This is a genomic window from Paenibacillus terrisolis (assembly GCF_056171975.1).
The window spans coordinates 59,864-79,316 of sequence record NZ_JBKFGG010000024.1; the positions used below are offsets into that span (position 1 = coordinate 59,864).

18 protein-coding genes are annotated in these 19,453 nt (G+C 53.2%); 5 read left to right on the forward strand and 13 right to left on the reverse strand.

Translation table 11 applies throughout. The features are described 5' to 3' along the window. Positions 1–66: 66 nt before the first annotated feature. The 4 genes from ACI48K_RS18070 to ACI48K_RS18085 form a co-directional block, all read right to left on the reverse strand. On the reverse strand, positions 67–2,082 hold the full coding sequence (locus ACI48K_RS18070; protein WP_475029012.1) for a Na+/H+ antiporter: 2,016 nt from the start codon (positions 2,080–2,082) through the stop codon (positions 67–69). A 167-nt stretch (positions 2,083–2,249) separates the two neighbouring features. Beyond that, positions 2,250–2,846: a TetR/AcrR family transcriptional regulator gene (locus ACI48K_RS18075; protein WP_475029013.1), complete on the reverse strand. Its 597-nt coding sequence runs from the start codon at positions 2,844–2,846 to the stop codon at positions 2,250–2,252. Positions 2,847–2,945: 99 nt separating this feature from the next. After that, positions 2,946–3,764 carry an SDR family oxidoreductase gene (locus ACI48K_RS18080; protein ID WP_475029014.1) on the reverse strand — a complete coding sequence of 273 codons (819 nt, stop codon included), beginning with the start codon at positions 3,762–3,764 and terminating at the stop codon, positions 2,946–2,948. A 170-nt stretch (positions 3,765–3,934) separates the two neighbouring features. Beyond that, on the reverse strand, positions 3,935–4,297 hold the full coding sequence (locus ACI48K_RS18085; RefSeq protein ID WP_475029015.1) for a hypothetical protein: 363 nt from the start codon (positions 4,295–4,297) through the stop codon (positions 3,935–3,937). A gap of 150 nt (positions 4,298–4,447) precedes the next feature. Here ACI48K_RS18085 and ACI48K_RS18090 point away from each other — a divergent pair, with 150 nt between their 5' ends. After that, on the forward strand, positions 4,448–5,176 hold the full coding sequence (locus tag ACI48K_RS18090; RefSeq protein ID WP_475029016.1) for a class I SAM-dependent methyltransferase: 729 nt from the start codon (positions 4,448–4,450) through the stop codon (positions 5,174–5,176). Between the two features lie 15 nt (positions 5,177–5,191). Here ACI48K_RS18090 and ACI48K_RS18095 read toward each other — a convergent pair whose 3' ends face one another. From ACI48K_RS18095 to ACI48K_RS18105, 3 genes are all read right to left on the reverse strand, one after another. Beyond that, positions 5,192–6,424, reverse strand: coding sequence for an MFS transporter (locus ACI48K_RS18095; RefSeq protein ID WP_475029017.1), 1,233 nt, complete (start codon positions 6,422–6,424; stop codon positions 5,192–5,194). A gap of 5 nt (positions 6,425–6,429) precedes the next feature. After that, a complete protein-coding gene (locus ACI48K_RS18100; protein ID WP_475029018.1) occupies positions 6,430–7,455 on the reverse strand; it encodes an ROK family transcriptional regulator in 1,026 nt (341 codons plus the stop codon). 768 nt (positions 7,456–8,223) lie between these two features. Beyond that, entirely contained in the window at positions 8,224–8,685 is a 462-nt protein-coding gene (locus tag ACI48K_RS18105; protein ID WP_475029019.1) for a GNAT family N-acetyltransferase, read from the reverse strand. 312 nt (positions 8,686–8,997) lie between these two features. Between ACI48K_RS18105 and ACI48K_RS18110 the strand changes: the two genes are divergently transcribed. The 3 genes from ACI48K_RS18110 (at position 8,998) to infC (ending at position 11,545) form a co-directional block, all read left to right on the forward strand. Continuing rightward, on the forward strand, positions 8,998–10,323 hold the full coding sequence (locus tag ACI48K_RS18110) for a purine/pyrimidine permease (RefSeq protein ID WP_475029020.1): 1,326 nt from the start codon (positions 8,998–9,000) through the stop codon (positions 10,321–10,323). Between the two features lie 61 nt (positions 10,324–10,384). Then, entirely contained in the window at positions 10,385–10,984 is a 600-nt protein-coding gene (locus ACI48K_RS18115; RefSeq protein ID WP_475029021.1) for a TetR/AcrR family transcriptional regulator, read from the forward strand. A gap of 33 nt (positions 10,985–11,017) precedes the next feature. After that, entirely contained in the window at positions 11,018–11,545 is a 528-nt protein-coding gene (gene infC / locus ACI48K_RS18120) for a translation initiation factor IF-3 (protein WP_475029022.1), read from the forward strand. A gap of 49 nt (positions 11,546–11,594) precedes the next feature. Here the strand turns inward: infC and ACI48K_RS18125 are convergent, their stop codons facing one another. From ACI48K_RS18125 to ACI48K_RS18135, 3 genes are all read right to left on the reverse strand, one after another. Further along, positions 11,595–12,155 carry a DJ-1/PfpI family protein gene (locus tag ACI48K_RS18125; RefSeq protein WP_475029023.1) on the reverse strand — a complete coding sequence of 187 codons (561 nt, stop codon included), beginning with the start codon at positions 12,153–12,155 and terminating at the stop codon, positions 11,595–11,597. 64 nt (positions 12,156–12,219) lie between these two features. Further along, positions 12,220–13,143: a helix-turn-helix transcriptional regulator gene (locus tag ACI48K_RS18130; protein ID WP_475029024.1), complete on the reverse strand. Its 924-nt coding sequence runs from the start codon at positions 13,141–13,143 to the stop codon at positions 12,220–12,222. Positions 13,144–13,146: 3 nt separating this feature from the next. Further along, complete coding sequence (locus ACI48K_RS18135) at positions 13,147–13,560, reverse strand: GNAT family N-acetyltransferase (RefSeq protein ID WP_475029025.1); 414 nt, start codon at positions 13,558–13,560, stop codon at positions 13,147–13,149. Positions 13,561–13,669: 109 nt separating this feature from the next. Here ACI48K_RS18135 and ACI48K_RS18140 point away from each other — a divergent pair, with 109 nt between their 5' ends. Then, on the forward strand, positions 13,670–14,836 hold the full coding sequence (locus tag ACI48K_RS18140; protein ID WP_475029026.1) for an L-dopachrome tautomerase-related protein: 1,167 nt from the start codon (positions 13,670–13,672) through the stop codon (positions 14,834–14,836). An 89-nt stretch (positions 14,837–14,925) separates the two neighbouring features. Here ACI48K_RS18140 and ACI48K_RS18145 read toward each other — a convergent pair whose 3' ends face one another. From ACI48K_RS18145 to ACI48K_RS18155, 3 genes are all read right to left on the reverse strand, one after another. Further along, complete coding sequence (locus ACI48K_RS18145; protein ID WP_475029027.1) at positions 14,926–16,221, reverse strand: ammonium transporter; 1,296 nt, start codon at positions 16,219–16,221, stop codon at positions 14,926–14,928. Between the two features lie 346 nt (positions 16,222–16,567). Then, complete coding sequence (locus ACI48K_RS18150) at positions 16,568–16,918, reverse strand: P-II family nitrogen regulator (protein WP_475029028.1); 351 nt, start codon at positions 16,916–16,918, stop codon at positions 16,568–16,570. 59 nt (positions 16,919–16,977) lie between these two features. Continuing rightward, positions 16,978–19,359, reverse strand: a complete 2,382-nt coding sequence (locus ACI48K_RS18155; RefSeq protein WP_475029029.1) for a GH36-type glycosyl hydrolase domain-containing protein — start codon at positions 19,357–19,359, stop codon at positions 16,978–16,980. Positions 19,360–19,453: the final 94 nt, after the last annotated feature.

The window sequence follows — 19,453 nt, forward strand, 5'->3', positions numbered from 1 at the left end:
TGTAAATTAGGATAAAGAAAACTTTTTAAAAAGAAACGGGGTAAAAAATAAAGTTTTTCTTAAATTTTATTCGGCATGCTCATAGAGCGTAACGCTTTCGATGTTGTTGAGGAATCTCCGCAGCTCCGTGGCCGTGTTCCTGCCGATGTCGCCGGACTCGTACAGTTTGCGGATTTCCGAGCGTTCCATATCCATTACCTTCAACCGCAGTTCTTCCTTTTGTTCCTCTTTGCGCTCGTTGTAACGGAAGGTAGGTCTCTGCAGCCGGTCAATCATTTTCCGGTAATCCATAGCGACCGTTTTGACCAATTCCGGGTGGTCGCATTCTCCCGAATAAACCTCCAACCGCTGGAGGCCCGCTTCCAGGGCTTTGACTTGAATGTCGAGGCCCTGCCGGAGTTTCGCCATTCTTTCTTCCCTACTTGCCGTCTTATTATGCTTAAACCTCCTGGAACCGCGGATCATTCTGCCGACCAGGTATTTGAAGCCGGACTGGACGCTTTTGGAAAGGGCTTCTTCGCGATAGTCCATGGACTTCTCGAAGGTTTCGAATACCGCCGTTTCCATTTCGCCCTTGTCGATTTGTTCGTGAATGCATTTTCTTTCCGCCTTGAGCGCCAGAAGCCGGATCTCATTGATCCTTTGCTGAACATCTTGGGGCAAAGACGGAGCGAGCGTATGAAACATTTGCTTATATTCGTCGATCAATTCGTAAGCGGCCGCTTGGTTATCTTCATCCATCTCCATACGGAGCTTCTTGACCGCCGACATCAAAAGCATGCTCTTCGCCTCATGCAGACCGATACGGTCCGCCGGTTCTCCGAGCGCGGTTTCCTCCACGCTCAGCATCGGCAAAAATAGGGTCGCCGCAATCAGCGAGAACAAAATGACCCCGGCCGCCAAAAACAGGAGCAAGGCACGCTCGGGAAACACTTCTCCGTTTGCGATCAAATAAGGGATGGACAGCACCCCCGCCATCGTCACGGCGCCGCGCACGCCCGTTAAGCTAACCAGAAGACTGTTTTTAAAATCCGGTTTCAATATGCTTCCGGTTCGGTCGATCCGATATTCGTAATGGGAAAAAAGGTACGACCATACAAAACGGATGCCCAGGATGACGAACCCGACCGCAACAACATAACCAAGGGCCAGCCAGTTCCCGATATCCGGGTCCGCGACCGTTTCGCTCATGGACGAAGGAATACTTAGCCCGAGCAGCAAGAATACGACGCCGTTCAGTACAAACAGCATAATGGACCAGATGTTTTCGGTGAGCACCTGCACTTCGGCAATCATGGTTCCCGTCCGCTCCCTCACCAGGGCATGGACGATCCCGGCCACCACCACGGCGATCACGCCGGAGGCATGAAGCAGCTCCTCGGTTACGATATAGATCACAAACGGGGACAAAATCTGCAGCAAAGAGTGAAAGGTCACGTCATAAATGCCTTGTTTGCGTAGGGCAAAGCGGATCCAGGTGACGATCAGGCCCAATAGGAGCCCTAACCCGGCCCCGGCAATAAACATATAGGAGAAATCGAAAATCGCCTGTTTCAACGAGAAGAAACCGGTGACGACCGCTGCTACCGCATAGTTAAAAGCCACCAAACCGGAGGCATCATTGATCAGGGATTCTCCCCGAACCAGATTCAGCACTCTATCGGGGATATGAAAACGTTTGGCGATCCCATTGACCGCCACCGGGTCGGTCGGCGACAAGATCGCCGCCAAAGCGAAGGCCGCCGCCAGGGGAATCGAGGGAATCAGGGCATGGATGAAATAACCGCCGCCGAATGTCGTAATGAGGACCAGAATAATGGCGTTGCCGAAGATGGGCACCCTCATTTTCCATAATTCGTCCCGCGGAAAAAACCTTCCGTCATTATACAAAAGCGGCGCAACGAACAACAGCAAAAACCATTCGGAGTCGATTTCGATTCTGACGCCGTGGAAGAGCAAGGCGATCAGGACGCCCATGGCGATTTGAATCAAAGCCGTAGGGACCGAGGGGATATAATGGCTGATGATATTCGAGATCAATAAGGAGACGAGCAGTAAAATAACAGTCAATAATAAGTCCATGAAGTCACTCACCTTCCGCGGGCAATTTCCGAATTTAGTATTCTCGAGGCAAAAGGATGTATACCAATCCAAGCATACGCTTTCGCTTGGGGTTAAATGATAGGCGCCTTACCGCTTGCAGTACGGAACTGCAGCCATAAGACGCCTACGGTATAGGCTCGCTTATGCTATTTAGCTTGCCCGCTGGCGGTGCACACGCTTCTCCAGGTTGACTCGATCAGCCGCGCAATCGTCTCGTCCGTCAGCGTCAAATATTGATGGACTGAACCCTTTACCACGTAAACAAACGAGCCGTAGTGCATTTGCAGCATGGCGTGGGGATCCATTTCAACGAACAGCTTCTCGCCAATCGCCTGAGCGTAGAGTTTCTCGAGCGGTCCGCACCATCCTCCGGTATACGCTTCTCTCTTCACTTCATCGTAAATGTACGGCGAGAAGGAATACTGCTCGATGAACTGAAAACCCTGCGGGAACTCGATCGACACTCGAATCATGTTTCTCCATGCGCGCTCCAGACGTGTACGAATCGGCTCATCCGTGAAAAATCCGTCGAGCACGTTTTCCCCGTTAAAAGCGACGATCGCTTTATAGAGCTCGTTGATGATCGCCTCTTTGCTGGGGAAGTAATGATATATATTGCCCGTCGAGACCCCGGACTTTTTGGCGATCAAAGACATCGAGGTGGCCTGCAGCTCCTTCTCGATAATCAAGGACAGCGTCGTTTCCAGCACGGCCTTCTGAACTTTGTTGTATTTATCGAACATGGCCTTTACCTCCATATAAAACGATCGTTCGTGCAAGAACATAAACCGAATGATCATTCTAATCTTAGGCATGCCATGGCTCGTTGTCAATACATTCGGTTATTTATAATTTGCCCGGAGCGTCTCCAAATACTCCTCGATCGGCACCGAATTCCGCATGGCTACGAGTGAGTTGCCCGCAGCCCCGACCACGTTCCGGAACGTATTGATTTCCCGGGTAGCCAGCTTCACGATGGTGTCCACGATATCTTGGGAGCTTTCCAGCAGGGAAGGATCACTGTGCGTCATCATGTTCTTGACCTTGTTGATCAATTCGTCATAATCCTTAATATTCTCATCCGCGTTCCACACGACACTATCAACGAAATTATTGCCGTCCGAACCGCCCTGCTCGATTAGCCGCAGCTCGATATTAAGCGGCTTGAGCTCATAATACAGCCCTTCCGTCAAACCTTCCAGCGCAAATTTGGACATGTTGTACAGCGAGCCGAGCGGAACCGCCGTGGCAATCCCCATAAAAGAGCTGATGTTGATAAACATGCCCTCGCCGTTCGCCCGGAAGTGCGGCAAAAACTTGCGAATGACGTTGATCGGCCCTCGAGCGTTAACGGCAAACTGCCAGTCGATGGCTTCTTCCTCGGCCAGCTCAAGCGGACCGTAAGTCCCCATCCCGGCATTGTTGACGACAACATCGATTTTGCCAAAGGCTTGAATGGCCGCATCCACCGCGCTTTGCACTTGATCCAGCTTCGTCACGTCCAGCTTGAACAGTTTGATATTGCCGTACTTCGTAAGCTCCGTTTCCTTCTCGGGCGTGCGCATCGTAGCCGCTACATTCCAGCCGAGCTCGGCGAACTGGATCGCGGTCTTTTTGCCAAGTCCTGAACTTGTTCCGGTGATAAAAATCGTTTTAGCCATTTGATAAGCCTCCTAAAGTGAATGATTGTTTGAATTCGAAACATAGATCGAACGTTCATTCTAATTATGGATTCAGGTTGCGCCTTTGTCAAATGGATCGTTTTGGACAGCAAAAAAGAGCCCATTCCAAACTTTGGAAATGGCTCTTTTCGCATGCCGTGATGAGTGGATCAGATGAAAAGAAACGGGATGAGAAACAACAGGGCAATAGCCGCCCAATCGAGTCCAAAGCCATAGCCGTAGGGGTAACCGCCGCCGTAGCCGTCATAACCGTATCCGCCATCATAGGCCGGGCCGTATCCGAGCGCTTTCATCTTGGCCTTCGCCTTCATATCATTCAGTTGCTTCTTGGCTTTGGCCGGTTGGGTAGAGAGAACGGATGCGCCTTGAACTCCTCCGTTGAACTCGATTCCCGTATCGTTCACACCGGTAATGGTGCCCATATAATATCTGCCGTCATGAAGTACCGCGCAAACGTTTTTGCCGACATGTCCCTGACAGTTCTCTTGAGAAACCGGATAGATTTGCTGCATGGTTTCGTGCCTCCCCTCCTCATTCGCTCAAGTTTATCCTATTCTTCCGGGCTCCTCTCTGATTAGGGCAGGTATCCTGAAAAAATAAAAATAATTGCTTCGTTCCGAAGCCCTTAAGCATATTCTGCTCAAAAGAGGAGGCATTACGAAATGAACCTGAGTTATCACGACATCATTGCGGCTGTCGGAGAAGGCGCCGCTCACCCTGGAGGTTATCAGGACACGCTGAATTTCATCGAGGCCGTCCGGATCGAACCCGGCCTGCGTATTCTGGAGGTCGGATGCGGGACGGGGAGAACCGCCTGTTTGCTTGCTCAAAAGGGCGCCAGCGTAACCGCGCTGGACCAAAACGATGCCATGCTGAACAAAGCCAGCCAGCGCGCACAGCGGCAGAACGCCCGGATCGAGTTCGTCAAAGGAGATATCAGCGCGATTCCCCTGGAATCCGAAAGCTTCGATGTCGTTCTGGCGGAGTCGGTCACGGTTTTTGCCCAGCCGGTTGCGGCCTTTCGCGAGTATCACCGCGTCTTGCGGCAAGGAGGCCGGGTCTGGGACAGGGAGCTGCACCAGGCGAAGCCTCACCCCGATTTAAGCAAGGAGATGCAAAGGCTTTACGGCAATTCATATCTTCCGACGAAAACGGAGTGGGCGGACATGATGCGCGAGGCCGGCCTGAAGCAGGTACAATACTGGCCGCCAACGGACGGGGCAGCTTTTCCCTCAGGTCAGGGGCTTCAGGCCGCTTTCGATCCCGACCGGATCATTGACTTCGAGACGATGCAAAATCCCGCCGTTCAAACGTTTTTTGAGCAAAACGCCATCTTCCTGCAAAAGTTCCATGGCAACTTGGGTCATTGCGTGTTTATCGGAGAAAAGTGACCGGTTGCCCGGTGATCAGCCCAAGTGCGTATTTACGTTTTCGAGGAGGCGGACCGCCTGTTTCTTCTTCAAGAAAACATTCAGACGCTCTGAAAACAGCAGCATCGCCGCTGCAGAAACCACGATGTATAGAGGGAAGATGCCGATGGTCGAATGGGAAGCCAGAAATCCGAGAATCGGCGGCATGAACGTGCTGCCGGTATAGGCTACGGCCATTTGCAAGCCCATGATGGTTTGGGAATGCTTTTTCCCGAACCGCACCGGGGTCTCGTGCAGCATGCACGGATAAATCGGCGCAAGCCCGAGGCCTGTAATCATCAAGCCGGCAAGCGAGAAACCGGGCGGAAGCGGCAGGACCAGCAGCACCGCTCCGGCGAGCGCCGTGAGTTGCCCGCCCCGGATCAAAGCCCGGTTGCTTACCTTAAACGTGATAAACCCGGTAATGAAACGGCCGATGGTAATGCCGGCATAATACATGGAAACCCACTGCGCGGCGGTGGCCGCGGTCAATTCCTTGACATTGACCAAAAAGCTGCTGCCCCAAAGGCCAACGGTCGCTTCGACGCCGCAGTAAAACAAAAACGAAACGAGAGCCAGCTTCACGCCCCGGATTTGCAGAGGTTTCACGGAACCGTCCCGCTCTTCATCCGCCGAATCGGCCTGATTTCCCAGCGCTTCCGGGGAGATTCCGGCTGAGATCCCGGCGACGCGGTCCCATAAAGGCAGCGTAAAAAACAGGATGACCACCAGACCAAACTGAATGAGAGCTACCGTCAAATATCCGCCTCTCCAGGAATTCCCGGCAATGAACTGTGCCATAATAACGGGACCCAAGGTCGCGCCAACGCCCCAGAAGCAGTGCAGCCAGCTCATGTGATGCGCCTTGTAATGCGCAGCGACGTAGTTATTAAGCCCGGCGTCCACGGAACCCGCGCCAAGCCCGAGCGGAATTGCGAACACGACGAGCCAAATCAGGGAAGGCGCATAAGCGTAGCCAAGCAGCGCGCCCGCCGTCATGATGCAGCTGGCAAGGGTCACTCTCCCCGTGCCAAACCGTTTCAGCACGGCTCCGCTCGCCAAGCTGGACACGATCGTGCCGCCGGCGACAACCATAAACAGCACGCCTGCCGTCCCCAGCGAGGCGCCGAGCTCCGGCTGCATGACAGGCCAGGCCGATCCGAGCAAGGAATCCGGCAGCCCCAAGCTGATAAAAGCCAAATAAATAATCAATAAAAAGAAAATCGCCAAGTTTATCACCCATTTTCGCTAGAAATCATAAGTTGAAGACCGAGATACTGCAGTCCGTTCAGATAATCCCGCTTCCAGTCGCTGACCGTAAGTTTGGGCAGATGCTCCGCGGGAATATAAGTCGCGCTTTGGGCGGCGATTCGCTTAAGCAAGCTTTCGTCCGCTTCATGATGGCAAAATACAAAGGTCTCCGGATTCAGCATCGCGGTATACGCGGCCACCAGCCGGCTGATGGCATCCACCTCTTCGTCCCGGAACGTCAGCTTTGCGATTCCGTTCCCCCACAAAGCTTCCCCGAAATTCCGGTTCTCATATTGGGGAACATAATAAACTTCCCCGGAGAAGAAGGTACTCCCCCGAACCACGTCTCCATTAATTAATACGCCGCCCCCCGGACCGTTTTGACCGAAATACAGGTAGACGATCGAAGAATTGGCGTTTTTGCCGTATACATCGTTATATCCCAAAACGGCAGCGTTCACGTCGTTCTCCACGACGACCGGAATCCCCAGCCGCTCCTCCAGATACCCTTTCAGATCGATATTCTGAAACTGCGGATAGCTTGGAATATGAATAATCCGTCCGTTCTTAACCGCGCCGGGAGCTCCGATGGCCAGAGAACGGACCTTGGGATTCTCCGCGGTAATTTCTTGGATATGCTCCATCAGGCCTTGTTCATCGCCCATCAGAAAGCTGGGGGCCTTACCCTGCTTTTTCACTTCCCCCAGACAGTTGAATACCGTGTAGTTCGTTTCCGTCTGCTCCGAAAAAATCGCCAGTCCCAGCATATATTCCGGGTTATAAGCGTATCTTTGGGCTCTTCTTCCGCCGCTGGAATCATCCATGCCCACCGTCACCAGCTCGCCCTCGTTCTCCATTTGGCCGAGAAATTTGCTGATCGTCGGGAAGCTGATGCCCAGCTTCTGGCTCAGTTCAGCCTTCGTAGCGCTGCCCATCGATAAGAGCGCCGCTCGAATGCCGCTGTAGATCACGTTTCTCATCTCTTTGGGAGTAGCCGGCAGTTCGTTCACGAAGGTCACCTCCTTATATTAGTGCGTTATTCGCGACGGCATGCGGATCATGGCCGCACGGATTATGTGCGCGAATCGCAGCCGAGTAAATACAGGGTCACTCAAGTTCATATTATCGGCAATGGCGGGATTTCATATGATGCGCTGCTTGATGTGCCACATGACACACCACATGATGCGCCACTTGATACACCACTTTTTAAAGTTCTTTAATAAGTCACCATGATATTAACATAACCTTGCGGCGCTGAAAAGCACCAATATAAAACATTACGCTTGCATACAAAATTACGCCTGCCGGGACTCGCATCGGAAACATCCCGGGGCATGGATTGGAACACCGGGTACCGGAACTCGCTGCCTACGTGCTGTGCCACTTCCTCAGCTTCCTGTATATTTTTGCCCACTCCTCGCAATAGCGATATATTTTGGCGCTATTGCGGCGATTTGGTCATTCTACGCAGGAATAGGGGTAAAATGTATCGTTATTTTTGGCAAACGCCTCTAAAATCAGCCTTTTTCCTGCCATTTGCCCAAAATAACGGTAAAAAATGCCTTTATTCCCGGGTCAATCATATAAATGGGCTAAATAAGACCATTTGGTGCCCTTATTGTTGGCTCGTCGGCGCTTATCTCATCTCCAGAGACATTACGGCGCGTCCCTGCAGGCTTATTCGCACAAACTCACTTCTTCCCCGTTTGCTTCTCCATCACGATATAGGATTTACCGCCCTTCATGAAGGTGATGTCCGTCTTACGCAAACCGAATTATTCATAATAAGCGGCCTTTTCCGCTCTGGCGTTGCAAAAGATGCGTTCCGCTCCCGTTTTCGCGGCCTCCTCAAGCACATGGCTCAGCAGTATGCTGCCATAGCCTTTTCGCTGCTCCGACTGCCGCGTGGCAAACTTGCGGAACTGCGCTTCGCCCTCCGACACGAACAGCGACACGACGGAAACCAGCTTGTCGCTTGCGGCCTGGCCGGATTGTTTTACAACATCACCAACTTTATACAGGTCAACGCCCGTTGCTGCTCCATCCCCCGCAAGCAGGTCAACGTCCGTTACCGCATCATTTCCTGCAAACAAACCAAAATGCACTCCGGCATCATCGTCCTCAAGCTTGACGTAATCCAGGTCCTCATCCGGCCACATCACTTCATGACGAAGCTGCCAAGCGAGCTCCTTGCCGATGATCTCGATTCGCCCCCCGATTAGCATCCCGCCCCACATCCGTATTCTACCTCCCGCGGTTTTTTTCTTTCCGCATCGTATCCCACATTAGCGAAGTTGGCAAGCTGCCTGTTCCCCCGCATTCCGCAAATCCGCCCGGGTCTAAATCTGGGAAATTCAAAAAACAGTTGCCAACGCTCCCGATTCGGATTATATTATAAAACGAAACGTATCGTTTCGAAATCAAAGGATAGTGGTATGACGTAGTGAGATGATTTAGTGAGATGATTTAGTGAGATGATTTAGTGAATTGATTTAGTGAATTGATTTAGCGGAATGATTTAGCGGATCGACAAAGGAGTGGAATGAATAATGAAGAAAAAATCTGCCGCAAGCACCGGCCTGTTCTCCCTGCAATGGTTTGTGTTTCTGGTCGCCAATTCGCTGATGCTGCCGATTGTGGTCGGGCAAATCTATCAAATGTCCCCGGCCGAAATCATCAGTTTGATTCAAAGGATGTTTTTCGTGGTAGGTGTTTCGTCTCTGCTGTCGGGCTGGCTGGGGCACCGGCTTCCCTTGCCGGACGGACCGGCGGGCATTTGGCTGGGCGTATTCGTGATCATGGGGCAGCTTGCCGCGGCGTCCGGCAGCCGGTTTACGGATACGCTCCGCCTGCTGGAAGGCGGAATGCTGATAACCGGATTTACCGTAGTTCTGATCGGCTTAGCCGGATGGATGCGACATATGCTAAGACTCTTTACGCCGCTCGTTACCGGGGTATATCTGATTTTGCTAACCTTCCAGCTAAGCGGCACCTTGCTCAAGGGAATGCTGGGCGTCGCCAGCGGAGAAGCCTCCATACAGCCTGCCGCAGCCGGCATTTCGTTCGGCGTATTTCTGCTGGTGCTGATATTGACCGTCCGGGGTAAAGGCTGGATGCGCAGTTTTGCCGTGCTGATCGGGGTTATTGCCGGATGGGTCGCTTATTCGCTGGTATATGGGATGGGAAAAACGCCGACATCCGGCAGTTCCGTCTTGAGCATGCCGGGCCTGTTCGTGTGGGGGCGGCCCGCGATTGACGGCGGTATGATCGTCTCCTCCATCATGGTGGCCTTCGTGCTGATCTCCAGTGTCATCGCCAGTGTGTCCGCTATGGAGCAGGTGCTTGGACCCGATCCGCAAGCAGACGGCGCAAAGCGCACACGTCTGGATCGAGGCGGCATCATTGCCGGAGTCACCAATCTGCTGTCCGGGCTGTTCTCGACGATTGGCGTCGTGCCGCTCTCCATTTCCGCCGGTTTTGTCCGGATGAACGGACAACGGAACATGCGTCCCTATTTTATCGGCTGTTTGGCGCTGGTTGCCGTTTCCTTTCTGCCCGGGGTGTACTCGCTGCTGTCACTTTTACCGCCCCAGGTCGCCAATGCGGCTATGTTGGCTTCGTTCGCGCAGATGATCGGCATCGGCGTTCATTCCATCCTGAAGCAGCTTTTGGATGAGCGGCGAATGACCATTCTCGGGCTGGCTTTATCTTTCGGCACCGGCGTAATGTTTTTACCGCAATCGCTGTTTAGCGGGCTGCCGACGATTTTTCAATATTTGCTGGGCAACGGTGTGATGGTCGGCATGATCGTCGCTTTAGCGCTGGAGCAAGGATGGCGGGTTAAGGAAACCGGCACGGCCGCAAAGACCGTTTGAACAGCCTCAAGCCTTGTGATACCTTAAGAGGGAAATGCTTATCAGAAGGAGACGAACTCGTATGTCCGATTCACCCAAATCTTCCGCCGGACGGCCGCGCAGTGAAGCGTCCAGACAAGCGATTTTGAATGCAACCGTAAGCCTGCTTGAGCGATCCGGCCACGCTTCACTGACCGTTGAAGGGATCGCCGCGGAAGCCGGGGTCAGCAAGGCGACGATTTACCGGTGGTGGAAGGATAAAAACGGGCTGGTGCTCGACGCGTTTCTGATGCTTGCCGAGCCTCAGTTCAATTTTTTCACCGCCGGAGAATCCGTGATGCAAAGTTTCCTGGCACACCTGAAAGGGCTTGCGGGTCTGTTCAACAGCACGATTGGCCAGGCGGTGCTCTATATGGTTTCCGGCAGCGAGCCGGGGTCCGAATTTGTCCAAGCCTTCCATCGGCAATACCTTGCGCCCGGCCGGGAAGCGGCCAAACGTTTTTGGGTGAAGGCTATGGAAGACGGCCTGGTCCGCGGCGGTTTTGTGCCGGATGTCGTTCTGGATATGATCTACGGCCCACTGTATCTCCGGACTCTGGTTTACAAAAAGCCGCTGGACGACGCGTTTCTGGAATCGCTGCTCGACTGCGCGCTGGAACCGCTTTTGATATCGGGCAAATAATGATGATTTGCATGCATGGGAGGCTTCAATAACGTGGCAGTATTGATCAATGAACAAATTCGGGCGTCCGAGGTGGCGCTCACGGGAATGCGGGGCGAGAATCTGGGCATCGTTGCCAGAGAAGAAGCCCTGGCTATGGCCCGATCCCAGGGGGCCGATCTGGTCTGCACCTCGCTGATGAGCAGCCCGCCGCCCTGCAGCCTGGTTCCCAAAGGGAGAGGCAAAGCGGCCGCCCAGAAAGAGAACGCCGCGCGTAAGGGGAATGAGAGCCGTGCGCACGGCGTGAAGGGAAACGGCGGCGGCCATGAGAAGGCCAAGGAGCTGCGCTTCACCGCGCACATCGAAGAGCATGATTACGACACAAAGCTGCGGCAGGCGGACAAGCACCTTCGTTCCGGGAAGCCGGTGCTGCTCGTCGTAAAGGCGGCCGGTGCCAAAGAAGGGGCGGCATCCAAGGCTGTGCTGGAGCGGCTGCTGGCCGATCTGAAGGGAGCCGGGATCAAGGAGACCGGCATTCAGACGAGCGGCAAAGGCTCGCAGGTCAAGGTAAATCCGCGCTGATTGGCTCTTTCTTTGGATGCCGGAATATGTAATGGAGCTTACGAACTACCTACGCTTTGATATTTTTATACCAATTATATTCGGTTTGGATTTCTTCTTCGTTTCGATAGATATTCATGGCTTGGCCCAATTCGATGGAAAATTCGATAAAGGCCTGACCGACGGCGGTAATGCAGTTTCCGTCCCTGACGACATCCTGATCGACGATATGGACGTGTTCATAGATGTGCCCGTTGGTTTCATCGATCCTAAAGCCTTGTCCGTCCCCGTTCGCTCTTTTATGGTCAAGCAGACCATAGTAAGCCATCAACTCGGCGCCGCCGCATATCCCGGCTATGAGCTTGTCTTTATCGTTCAAGGCGGAAATAAAAGCTCTTAACTCGGCATTCCCGTAAAGAGGCTCCGGATTCCCGCCGGGAATGATCAGCAGGTCGATATCGTCCGGATTCAGATCGCCGATAGTCTTGTCCGGCACATAGCTTTGGCGCTCTTCGCTGACATAAACGCGATTCTCCAAGGCTGCCGAGAAATGCCATTCCCTAAATTGGCCCAGGGCAAACACCACTTCGAATTCGCAAAACCCGTCATAATACAAAACGCATACGTTCATTCTTGTTCCTTCTTTCTTGAGATGGATACTCCCATCATAAAACAGAGTGGCTGACATCTAGATGTCAGCCATTGTACTTTCCGTATATTTTATGAATGTATTCCCGCATTTCGTTTCTCAATTTCAAGGGAGCCGCCACTTCGCATTGGTCGCCGAAGCCCAGAATGAATTTCTTAAGCCCGCCGTCATCCGGAAAATAGTCCTCGACCCGGTAAGTTCCATCCTCCAACAATGCGATCCGGTCCTTGGGAAAATACTCGCTTAACTGCGGCCCGATTTCAGCCGTAAACCTCAAAGTAACCGAAATGCTGCTGCGGTCATAGCTATCGTTGAAGATTTTCTCCAAGGCCTCCGGGGAAATCACTCTTTTGACAAAACGTTCGCCCGGCCTCATATTGCGGATTCGCACAAGCTTAAATCTCCGGAAGTCTTCCCTGATCCGGCAAAAGCCGATGAGATACCATTGTCCATAGGTATATTGAATCTTCACGGGTTCAACAATACGGGTGGAATACTCCATGTTGCGATTGATGTATTCGAACTCCAGCAGCCTGCCGTTTTCTATGGCCTCATTCATCAGGAACAGGTACTCCCGAAGCTCTTCCTCCATGCTGAAGTGAGACATGTTGATACTGAGCTCGTCGTGCGTCGGCTCATCGTTCTTCCGCAGAGCCTCGAATTTCAGCACGATATCATTAAACTGCGGGTTGTTCCCGAACAGAAGCTTCAGATTGTCCATCACCGCCATCAAGGGACGCATTTCCTTCTTATTGAGGAAAAGCTGATTCAGGCTATAATTCCCCATGAGATAATAGCCCCCGCCTTTTCCGCCGGCAGCGGCGATCGGAACCCCGGCTTCGCCGATTTTATCGATATCCCGGTAAACGGTTCTGAGGGATACTTCAAAGTGATCGGCAAGCTCCTGGCCCGTGACCAGACCTTTTTGCGAGATGATAATAATCATGGATAACAGCCGGTCCGTTCTCATGGATCAATATCTCTTGCACATCCCGACGGATCTCGGGGCAGCGTGTTCGAAGCCGAATTTTTGATACAGACGGTCGGCCGGGACATCCGCAATCAGGGTGACGTAAGCATTTTTGGGAGCATGCTCATCCAGATACCTCGTCAATTCGGCCATGATGGTCTTCCCCAAGCCCTTGCCTTGATAAGCCGGATCCACGGCGATGTCCACAATGTGAAAAAAGCACCCGCCATCCCCGATAATTCGTCCCATGCCCACAAGCTTCCCTCCCAAATCCCGCAAACTGACCGCAAACTGGGAATTCGGCAGTCCGATTCGCGAAGCGGACGCGTCTTTGGGACTCAGCCCCGCTGCAATTCTTAATGCGCAGTATTCCTCCACTTCGGGAGTCTTGTAAATGACGCTGATTGGCTGGTCCATAACTGCCGCCTCCAAACTTCAATAGGTTATCTTCATTTTATAAGACTCCATCCTAGCTTAAAAGTTCCTCATAAATGTTCCGAAAGGCCATAGGCATATATCAACAGGAATGGATTCGCTCGGGCGAACCCGGACGAAGGACGGAGGGATACGGGTGCAGTATCAAATAGTTTTCCATTGGAACCGGCTCGATTGGAATTTTCCCGATCCGGAGATGAAACGGGGGTTCGAAGCCGGGCAGTTCTGGAAAATGGCGATCCCGACCGGCGTCAAAGTCGATCTGCAGGGCAATTACTATGTATGCGTCCCCCGCCGCGCCCACGGAATACCCGCAACCATGAACCGCATTGTCATCCGGGACGGCAGGTCCTTTTTGGACGCTTTCCCCAGTTGGGAATGGAATCGGCCAGAAAACGAAGGCGCCATCCGGTCCATTCAAGGATATGAAATCGACGAGTTCAACCGCATCTGGCTGCTCGACCAGGGGAAAATCGCTTTTGCCCCCTCCCCGGAGGGATCGCAAAGACTACTGGTCTGGGATCTGAACGCAGGAAGAATGATCGACGCCGTCACGATTCCGGATGAGATCGCTTCATACCGGACCTCTTATTTAAACGATCTGGCCGTGGACAACAAGAACGGCTTCGTTTATATTACCGATTCCGGCAACGGCGCGCCGGGACATCCCCTTGACGGCGGAATCATCGTCTACAATATGAGAACAAGAACGCTCAGACGGGTGCTGGACCGGCACTTCAGCACGCAGGATGTTCCCGGCTTTCAATTCCAAATCGACACAAGGACGGTCATGGACCGGGCCGGAGCCGACGGCATCGCCCTGTCGGCGGATCGCTCCACGTTGTATTACAGTGTGGTGTCGGGCCGCAATCTCTACGCGATCGACACCTCCGTGCTACGGAACTTCCATACGCCGCATGAACAGATCGAGCGGGCGGTGCGAGTCCTCGGCAGCAAACGCACCACCACGGACGGGATGCACGCCGATAATCGCGGGAATGTATTTTACACAATGCTTGAAGGGAAAGGAATCGGCGTCTACAACCCTGCCATCGAAACCTTTCGGGACCTTGTGTCCGACGACTGGATGTTATGGGTGGATGGCGTCGCTTTTGATCAAAGGGGCTCCTTGATCTTCAACAGCAACCGGCTGCATGAAATCACGAGCGGGTCCGGGATCGACTGGACGTACCCCTATAATTTGATCATCTGGAAGGCCTTTGTTGGGAACGGCGTGAAGTCTTACTTGTTTGCGTGAAGGCAAGAGGCGGCAAAAAAAGCATCATCGCATGATGATGCTTCTATCGGCGGCCTAACCCGCCGGTTATTTCCGCGGTTGACGAACCTTTATTGTATCTGTTGATTCTGCGCCACCAACTTCGGCTCAAAAAGCTCGTTCAAATTGGGCTGGTCGCTGAAACGCTCCAGGTCGTTATAGGCCGGAATGCCGTGCATGGCCATGTCGAGACCTTCCTCTTCTTCAGAGGCCGAAACTCTAAGGCCGATCGTCGCTTTCAGCAGCTTGGCGAAGCCGTAGCTCAGCGAGAAGCCCCACAGGGAGACGATGACTACACCTAACGTTTGCACCAGCAGCAGATGGACATGCCCGGTCGTGAACAGTCCGTCTTTGGCGTCGAACAGCCCCACCGCGATCGTCCCGAATACGCCGTTTACGCCGTGAACCGCTACCGCGCCAACCGGATCGTCGACTTTGGTCTTATCGACCGCGAGTGTGCCCAGAATGACCAGGACACCGGAAATCAGTCCGATCAGGATGGCCGAGTACGGGCTGATGAAAGCACATCCCGCGGTCACGGCCACCAGCCCTGCCAAGGCGCCGTTCATGGTCATGCTCGGGTCGGCTTTGCCGTAACGGAACATCGTATAGATCATGGAGGAAGTACCGCCCGCCGCAGCGGCAAGCGCGGTATTCAGCGCAATGACGGACAGTTGGGTGTCCATGGCGCTCAGCGTGCTGCCGGCGTTAAAGCCAAACCAGCCGAACCACAGAATAAATGTGCCGGCCGAAGCGAGCGGAATATTGCTTGGCGCAAATACGTTCACGCTGCCGTCGGAATTGAACCGGCCTCTGCGGGCCCCGAGCACCTTGGCAAAAGCAAACGCCGCCCAGCCGCCCATGGCGTGGATCGCCGCCGAACCGGCAAAATCCTTCATTCCAAGCTTGGCCAGCCAGCCGTCCGCGTTCCAGACCCAGTGGCCGGAAACCGGATATAAAATCGCCGCCACGAACACGGCAATCGCGATATACGCTTTAAAGGACATTCTCTCCGCCACCGCGCCGGAAATGATGGAAATCGCGGCAATGGCGAAGCCTAATTGGAACAATACATAAGCGGACAACGGCAGGTCCAGCGAAAGCTGCAGATGCTGAGAAGCGCCCCAGAACCGAAAGCTGAAAACTCCTCCCGCGTCGCGTCCGAACATGATGCCGAATCCGATCAGAAAAAACGCAAGCGCGCCCACGGTCAAGTCAACAAAAATCTTCATCGTCACATTCACGGCATTTTTCGTGCGGACAAACCCGGCCTCCAGCAAGCTGAAGCCGCCTTCCATAAGCAAAACCATGGCCGCAGCCAGGACAACCCAGATCGTATTTAATGCAGTAATGGACTCTGAATTCATGATGTCAACTCCCCTAACATGTAATAATCATGTTACAATTCACAAATCCGATTATAGCGAACGACCGGGAGCGGCGTCAATTGAAAATCGAATGAAATGTCAGATTTCTTGACAGAAAAATGAACCAAACTGGGAATTTATTCAATAAATTATTCATATTTATCGGATATTCCACCCATTTTATCTATTTTATAGGTATAAGATCTAATTGTGGATGGTTTAGCAATTGAAAACGTCAACAAAATAGTTAACATCATATGTTACTTATTTATTGAAATTTCTCTCCCTATAGAGTCAAAACATGAAAAAGCCACCCGTCATCCGGGTGGCTTCTCCATAAAAGCTCTTATTTATTTAATTCATCGATTGTCTCATCCGGCTTGCCGGTACGAATATTGTACATTTCCAGCACGGGCAGGACAAAAATCTTCCCGTCGCCCATTTCGCCGGTTTGGGCCGTGCGAATCATCGTGTCGACGGTTTCCTGTACCTTGTAATCGGAAACGACGATCTCGATTTTGACTTTCGCGTGAAGATTGACCGTGTAGGCTTGGCCCCGGTAAACGCCGGCGGTGTTCTTTTGCTGGCCGCGGCCTTGCGCCTGAGTCACCGTGAAGCCTTTAACCTCGATCTCCCTGAGCGCCTCGATCACCTCTCTCAGCTTCTCGGGTCTGACAATCGCTTCGATTTTCTTCATATAATTCCTCCGGGTCTATAGATAACTGAATCTATGGGCTGGCAAGCCTCTCTCAGCTATTATACCTCAGGAATTTGCACCCGCACATGATATTCGGCACCCGGCTGAATATTCCGCAGCACTCCGCCTTCTACCGAAGCGCCGTCCGCGATAACCTCGGTTTTCGTCACGCCGGCTGCGCGCTTGATTTCGAGATGAATACGCGCTCCCCGGAAATCCCGCGTTACCTTGGCGCTGTCCCAATCGGACGGAAGCTGAGGGTCGATGCACAGTCCTTCGGGGCTTCCCTGCAGGCCAAACAGGCCGTCGAGCAGACAGCGGTAAACCCAAGGAACGGTGCCGGTGTTGAACAGATGGCTGGAGCGTCCGGCTGTACGAGGGAACTGCCGATAAGCGCCGCGATAATAGTTCGGGATAAAAATCGGCATTTGACCGCGCTGTACCATATCGTCCAGATCCGGTCCCGGCAGCATTTTGCGGAGCAGACGGTAAGCCTCGTCGCTTTCCCCGACGGCATACAGCCCGTAGATGTAGAAAGCAGCCGCGTGATTGTAGACCGCGCCATTCTCGGCCGATCCCGGATGCTTCTGGGTTACCCGGCCGACATCTTCCCGCATCGCGGTGTAGGAAGGCGCCAGTTTTTCCACCCCGTACGGGGTTTCAAGCTGTTCTCTGACCGCTTGCATCAGCTTCTCCCGCTTGTCCGCGTCAGCGGCACCGCTCAGCAGCGACCAGCCTTGGGGATTGATGAAAATCCGGCCTTCCGTATCCTTGCTGACCCCAAACACCACGTTGTCGTCGGTGATGCCACGCGCGTACCAATTACCGTCCCACAAATATTCGTTGATGATCTCATTGGCTTCGCGGGCCGCGGTGCGATATTCCTCGGCTTGCTCCGTATGTCCGCTGCGGTCGCAAACCTCGGCCCAAATCAGGCAAGCATAAGCGGTCGCGATCGTGAGCCAGCCCGACACGCCGTTGCCTTTATAGCCGACCATGTTCATCGGATCGCACCAGTCGCCCTGGTTAATGAAGTTCAGCCCGCGTTCATCGCGGTCCTGGAGTAGCCAGAGCAGCGCCCTGCGGACATGTTCGGATACGGTGCTGGTTTCTTCGCTGTCGCCGTACCGAACCTGTTCCTCCAGAATGGAATAGTCGTTCGTTTCATCCAGATAAGTGCTTAGGCAAATCGGCACCCAAACGCAGTGGTCCGTATGCGGCACCTGGTTAATGTACTTCAGCTCGGCGTCGGGATGCAGAATAATGCCGTCCGGCATCGCCCCGCTCGCTTTTTGTTGGCTCAACGCCGTCAGGAACGCCTCTCTTGCGATCTCCGGTTTGATGAAGCTCATCCCCATGTTATCCTGCAAGTAATTGCGGGTTTGCGGGTCGGTCGTCAGACGGTTGGTTTGGCCGTGGTAATACATTTGGCGCGGCAGCCAGTGGTTCACGAAGTTGTCGAGATGCGGATCCGGCGTCGTAATTTGAATGCTCCCTTTGCCTTCCCGGATGTACTGGTCGTATTCCCGCTCCGCTTGAACGAAGCCGTCCTCGCCCTCAGCGTTCTTGTGCCGGAAGTAGTCGTTTTGGATGCGGGCGATTTGCTCCTCGTTTTTGGCCGGGCCGAAAATAAACCGGTAGCTCTCTTCCTGCCCCGGCTCCAGCGCGATCCGGTACTGCAGCACGGCCACGGGCGTCTCGTAAAGCGCGTCCCCGCGGGACAGCTCTTCGTTCTCCAGAGCGGACGGATGCATGATGCCGCCTTCCCCTTCAAAGGCCTCCTGGTTCACTTCCCACGAATCCGCTGCGCGATCGGGAATCAGGAAGGTTTTATCGCTGAATTCCTTGATAGTATCGTAATCCTGGTATTTCTGGTATGGCGTAATCGATGAGCACACGATCGACTGCAGCCCCTCGTTGTACGCCCCCGATTGATTCATCCAGGACATATACCCCACCGTAAAATATGGATACACGCTTAATTTGCGTTTGGTTCCCGAAAGATTCTTCACCTTGACGCTCCAGAGTTCCATCGGCTCATCCTTCGGCAGGCTCAGGCTCATCTCAACGGCCACCCCCTTGAACTCCACCTTCCAGACAATGCTGCTCTTGCCCACTGCAAATGTATACTTGTCGACAGACACGCGTACAGGTTCATACGGAGCGGAGAAAATCTCTCCGGTCTCTTCATCCTTCACATAAACGAAGCGGCCGGGATGATGCGCATAATAAGGCTGTTCGGGCTGCATAAACGTCTTCGCTTCCAGATTGGGCGCGTGCGAATATTTGGCCGGTTCCGGCTGCATGAACTGAGCTACCGCATATCCGCGGCAATTCATGTGGATCATCATTCTCTCGTTCCACAGAAACCCCGATGCTTTCGGAAGCAGGGTGGGACTGGACAACTCGTAAAACTCTTGATCCTCCGTCGCTCTCAACATCTTTCGTACCTCTCTCTCATTATCATCTAAATGTCGTTCATTCTATTGATCGTCTACATACGCTTTCATTATACAATACGGGCTCGCCAAATTG